At 31.6% G+C, this 2713-nt stretch carries 3 protein-coding genes; all 3 read left to right on the top strand.

The window, feature by feature from the left end:
• Positions 1 to 155 precede the first annotated feature (155 nt).
• Positions 156 to 293 carry a hypothetical protein gene (locus tag ACEW7V_RS02025; protein WP_374695760.1) on the top strand — a complete coding sequence of 46 codons (138 nt, stop codon included), beginning with the start codon at positions 156 to 158 and terminating at the stop codon, positions 291 to 293.
• Complete coding sequence (locus ACEW7V_RS02020) at positions 274 to 462, top strand: hypothetical protein (protein ID WP_374695294.1); 189 nt, start codon at positions 274 to 276, stop codon at positions 460 to 462. The genes ACEW7V_RS02025 and ACEW7V_RS02020 overlap by 20 nt, the downstream gene beginning before the upstream one ends.
• A gap of 353 nt (positions 463 to 815) precedes the next feature.
• A complete protein-coding gene (locus ACEW7V_RS02015) occupies positions 816 to 962 on the top strand; it encodes a hypothetical protein (RefSeq protein WP_374695293.1) in 147 nt (48 codons plus the stop codon).
• Positions 963 to 2713 lie beyond the last annotated feature (1751 nt).

Below are 2713 nucleotides of genomic sequence, written 5' to 3'. Positions count from 1 at the left end.
ACTCAAATCCCCTAAACTTCAAGAGGAAATATATCAAAAAACTGCTGGCAATCAAAGCCAAAAATCCCCTTTTAAATCTAGAAGAATATCAACCCAAACTCCCAACATTAAAGCTATGATTTTAGGAACTCCCCAATGTTGGCAAATCAACTTTAATTAACAGTTTTGCCCAAAAAAAGTTTTCAAAAACAGCTAATTTAGCAGGCACTACCAAACGCATTCAATGGATTGACATTGCTAAACCCAATATCAATTTTTTAGATACTCAGAATTTTGTGGCACAATTTTTCTGATCCTCGCATAAGTTTGGCATTAGCACTTGCAGGATGCTTTAAAGATTCCATTTTAATTTTAGAAAAATTAGGCATTCACGCACTTTTGCTATCTTATAAAACATTATGGTACCAATTTGCAAAAACGCTTTCCAATTTAGACCAAAATGATTTATCTAACTTAATTTAGTTGATATTATCGGACAAAAAAGAAATATTTATACTAAAAATCAAAAAGTTGATCAATCTAGAGTTTATCAAATGTTATTGCAAGAAATAAGGCCTTAAAGGTAACTTAGGAAATTAAATTTTGACTTAGATGTTTTATCTCTCTTTGAAAAACTTTTCTAAACCCAACCAACCACCAAACCAAAAAATAGAAACGCAAACAATTAATTACCCAAACTAACCATATCTTTTAATTGAGGCAAAAAAATGAAATCAAAAGTTATTATAGTAGATCTCCTGCTAAAACCAAAACTTTAAACCGTTTTTTTAAATGACAATTTTTTAATTTTATCTTCCAAAGGTCATATTAGAGATTTGTCGCTAAAGACAAAGACAGAATGGGAATTGACATCAGAAAAAGTTTATTCTAAATACAGCATTATCAAAGAAAAAGACAATATCGTAGAAACTCTTATACAAAAAACTAAAGGCAAAGAAGTGCTATTAGCAACCAAATCCTGATCGCGAAGGAGAAAACAATTGCTTGGCATTTATCTAGAATTCTTAATTTAGACCCCAAAAAACTAATAAATTGTTTTTCGGAGAAATTACCAAAGAATCAGTCTTAAAAGCTTTGCAACAATACTCGCAAAATCTGAGAATCACGGATTTCTCGTGATATCATAGCTAGTTTATTAGGGCCTCCGTGGGACGATTCTTTGATGCATGGCCGATTGGATGATCTTTATGAAGATCAGGAATCACAGTCTCTTTCGGGATTAGCCACGGATCGATTATGGTCATGATCAAAAAAACTAGGAGAGTAAAGTAGAAATGGTTGGCCATCCATAGTTGTATTATTTAGTAATTGAATATGCATATTAGTTTATTATGGTGCTGTTTATTTTGTCATGGTGCTGTTTATTTTATTATGGTACTGTTTATTCTGTTATGTATAATTTATTTATGTTTGCGAATTGTTGTTGACATATTTATTCATATATTAGAGGTGATGATAAATTACTGAACTTGTAAAGTTCACTCCCTGATCTTGTATTTTTTATTACAAATCCAAAAGGTCATTTGGGCATTAGAACCAATCAATGAAGAGCTAGGATTTAAGTATTAATCCCTTAGTTTATATTTTATCTTAAATTTTAGTTAAACTTTGCTTACACTGTATCCTGAATTTTTAGTTGAATTTTATCTACTTATTAGTTTTGATGAAAAACTCTAGAAATAAATAAATAATTAGTGAATTTGTTTTCTACCACTGCCTGATTGTTGATTAGTAAGATAGGCCTTGCATGTCCATTGGAATTGAAGCCTGAGAAGATGCAGCCATCTATCATACGCCTGGCTCGGGCATCGGGCCAAGATGTGATAGATTTAATGATATCAAAGCTTAGATAATGATCACTTGGAACTGTAATATAAGTAATTAGAAATTAACATGATGGTTTTTAGGATATGACAGAATGATATCAATTTAGGTTATGATTACTTGAGAGTGATATAAGTGATTAGGATATAATTTGAGTGATATCAATTTTGATTGTGATCATACGGACTATGACTTAAAGGTATTTGAACTTAGTGTTATGATCAATTGGGATATAATAAAAGTTGCATCTCCTCAGGCTTCAATCCAATGGAAATGCAAGGCTATCTTACTAATCCTTGTCGAGTGGTAGAAAATAAATTCATTAATTATTTATTTATTTCTAGAGTTTTTTCATCAAAACTAACAAGTAGATAAAATTCAACTAAAAATCCAGGATACAGTGTAAGCAAAGTTTAACTAAAATTTAAGATAAAACTAAAGGGATTAATACCTAAATCTGACTCTTGTTGATTGGTTACAATGCCCGAATGACTTTTGGTTTGTAATAAAAGAAATATTGAATCGAGTAGGCTTTACAGGACCAGTAATTATCTTCGCCCAATATATGAATAAATAATATTAATGACGAATTATGAGCACATAAATAAATTATGCATGCTTAGTATAAACGACACATGTAAAACAGAAGGCACCATGACAAAATGGCATTTCCATAATAAACTAATATGCATATTGATTGCACAAATATCTGTATGGATGTGCCATTCTACTTTATTCTCTGGATTTGTCATGACCATGTCGTCGTGAAGCTATCGGCAGATGCTGTACATCGTCCGTGCCGTGTACCGATGTCATCTGCTAGGCGGAAAACTAGTATGATATCACGTGAAGCTCTGCGTTCTCAGATTACTGCGGGTGTTATAAAGAA

The sequence above is a fragment of the Areca yellow leaf disease phytoplasma genome (genome assembly GCF_041920595.1).
This window is presented reverse-complemented; position numbering and strand designations above follow the sequence as displayed.